The sequence below is a fragment of the Leeia speluncae genome (genome assembly GCF_020564625.1).
Taxonomy (GTDB): domain Bacteria; phylum Pseudomonadota; class Gammaproteobacteria; order Burkholderiales; family Leeiaceae; genus Leeia; species Leeia speluncae.
The window spans coordinates 1-2,700 of the sequence record NZ_JAJBZT010000024.1 but is presented as its reverse complement, the minus strand read 5'-3'; the positions used below and the strand labels follow the sequence as shown (position 1 = coordinate 2,700).

4 protein-coding genes are annotated in these 2,700 nt (G+C 45.3%); all 4 read left to right on the top strand.

The window, feature by feature from the left end; translation table 11 throughout:
- On the top strand, nucleotides 1-412 hold a 412-nt coding region (locus LIN78_RS17925), incomplete at its 5' end, for an ATP-binding cassette domain-containing protein (protein WP_227182255.1).
- A 29-nt stretch (nucleotides 413-441) separates the two neighbouring features.
- On the top strand, nucleotides 442-1,221 hold the full coding sequence (locus LIN78_RS17920; RefSeq protein WP_227182254.1) for an ABC transporter substrate-binding protein: 780 nt from the start codon (nucleotides 442-444) through the stop codon (nucleotides 1,219-1,221).
- Nucleotides 1,222-1,284: 63 nt separating this feature from the next.
- Complete coding sequence (locus tag LIN78_RS17915; RefSeq protein WP_227182253.1) at nucleotides 1,285-1,962, top strand: ABC transporter permease; 678 nt, start codon at nucleotides 1,285-1,287, stop codon at nucleotides 1,960-1,962.
- A 2-nt stretch (nucleotides 1,963-1,964) separates the two neighbouring features.
- Nucleotides 1,965-2,660 carry an ABC transporter permease gene (locus LIN78_RS17910; RefSeq protein ID WP_227182252.1) on the top strand — a complete coding sequence of 232 codons (696 nt, stop codon included), beginning with the start codon at nucleotides 1,965-1,967 and terminating at the stop codon, nucleotides 2,658-2,660.
- Nucleotides 2,661-2,700 lie beyond the last annotated feature (40 nt).

The following is a 2,700-nucleotide window of genomic DNA, read 5'->3' as shown; positions in this document are numbered from 1 at the left end:
CGGTATTGATAAGCGCGATGCAGAACTAGCCGCGATTGCCTACCTAGAAAAAGTAGGCCTTGCCGATAAACAGCATCATTACCCTAATCAGTTGTCTGGTGGACAACAACAACGAGTGGCCATTGCACGTGCGTTAGCAATGGAACCAGACGTGATGTTGTTTGATGAACCTACTTCTGCGCTAGACCCAGAATTAGTAGGCGAAGTGCTAAAGGTAATGCGCTCTTTAGCAGAAGATGGCCGCACGATGTTAGTAGTGACGCACGAAATGGGCTTTGCCCGCGAAGTCGCTAGCCGCGTGGTGTTTTTCCACCAAGGAAAAGTGGAAGAAGACGGCGCGCCACTAGAGCTTTTTACCGCCCAAAAATCCCCACGCTTCCAGAAGTTTGTATCGAGCATGTCCGTTAAGTAGTGCATTCACCATCAACAAGGAGAGAGAAAATGTTGAAAAAAATGTCGGTTGTTATCGCCCTTACTTTTAGTTTTACCCAACATGCCTTTGCAGAAGACGTGATCAAAATTGGCACGTTGTCTGACTACGCGCCGTTTGAATACAAAGACCCATCAGGCAAGTTGCAAGGTATGGAAATCGAACTTGGCGATGCAATGTGTAAGCAAATGAAAGCCAAGTGCCAATACGTGACCATGGATTTCGATGCGTTAATCCCTGCGCTAAAAGCGAAAAAAATTGATGCAGTGTTAGCGCAAATGTCGATCACTGACGAGCGTAAAAAGGTAGTGGATTTCACTAATTTATTTACCTTGGCACCAGTGCAATACGTGGCCAAAAGAAACGCAGGCATCACCGAAAACCCAGCAACCTTAAAAGGCAAAATCGTGGGCGTACAAAGCGGTACAAACCACGAGTTATATCTACAAACCAGACTCCCACAAAGCAAATCTGGCATTCAAGTAAAAGTGTACCAAGCACTTGATCAAGCCTACTTAGATTTAGTCGCAGGCCGTGTGAATGCTGTATTGGCGGATACCACCGTTTCGTATGACTGGATTGCCAAAACCGGCAAGCACGATGGTTTTGACTATGCAGGCAAAGCGATTAACGACGTAGCAATGTTTGGTGAAGGCACCGGCATTGCAGTACGCAAAGGTGATCCGCTAAAGGCGAAATTCAACACAGCAATCCAGCAAGTGTTGGCTGATGGCACGTTTGCGAAAGCAAACAAAAAGGTCTTCCCATTTAGTATCGCCCCAACTAAATAAGCGATAGTTCTCAACCGATGTGCCACCACCGCGGTGGCACATTTTTATCAGGTGGAATGAGCAATGGAAACCCTTTTTAGCTACGGCAACCAATTATTTCTTGGCGCCGCCATCACCCTAAAACTTGCTTTTACCGCGCTACTCTTTGGGATGATTTTTGGGCTCACTTTTGCAGCCTGTAAGTTATCTTCCAATGTGTATCTCAGCCGGTCTGCCAAGTTCTTCACCAACTTTTTACGCGGCGTGCCAGAGTTCTTGATTATCTTGATCTGTTACTTTGGCTTAACCAACCTGATTAACGATCACTTTGATGGTGCATTTGAAATTAGCCCCTTTGCTGGTGGCGTGTTTGCGTTAGCGGTTGTGTTTGCAGCCTATTCGTCCGAGGTATTTAGAGGTGCGTTTCAATCTATCCCCAATGGACAGCTAGAGGCAGGCAAAGCATATGGCCTTTCTAGACTTCACCTCTTTTTCTACATCCAGTTGCCGCAAGCTTGGCGTATTTCTTTACCCAGCCTAAACAATATGTGGCAATCCTTATTAAAAGATACGTCGCTGGTGTCGGTAGTGGGTTTAGAAGATTTGCTGAAAAAAGCACAAATGGGTGCGCAGTTTACCAAACAACCATTTGTTTTCTTTTTGGCGGTTGCTGCCATCTATTTCCTCTTCCTGGCTTTATCTAATCCAATGTTTAGTTGGCTAGAAAAAAGAGCTAACCGTGGCTATGGCGCAAGGAGTTAAGCATGTCATTTTTAAATGAATACATTACTTTGCTACAAGAAAGTGGCCCTGAAATTTTCGATGGTTTTATCATTACCCTCGAACTGCTAGTGGGGTCTTGTCTAGCCGGGCTACTGCTTTCTGTTCCACTCGCTATTGCAAGGATTAGTACAAATCCTTGGGTTTGTTGGTCAGCACGCGGATATTCTTCTTTTTTCCGTGGCACGCCGTTATTGGTACAAATTTTTATTTTCTACTACGGCTTGAGCCAGTTTGAAATTATCCAACAATCCTTTATTTGGCCGGTCTTAGGTGACTCTTTCTACTGCGGGATATTGGTTTTATCTTTAAACCTAACCGCTTATATGGCAGAGGATATCCGCGCAGGCATTTTATCGGTACCGCATGGAGAGAAAGAAGCGGCCAGCGCCTATGGCTTAACAGGCTTCCAGCGTTATCGCTACATTATCTTGCCTAGGGCACTGAGCACCGTCACCCCTGTGCTCGGTAACGAAATCATCGCCCAATTAAAAGCAACGGCTTTAGTTAGCACGATTACGGTACTAGACATGACCGGTATTGTCCGGCGTTTGTCTGCGCGCAGTTACACCACCGATGCGCTGATTATTGCAGGCATCATCTACGCGCTGACAACCCTATTTATTTCCATCATCGTCCGCACACTAGAAGAACGTAATAATAGGCATCTTCGTCGATAAGATATTTTTTATATTCAAACATCTGAGAAATAGAGACAAA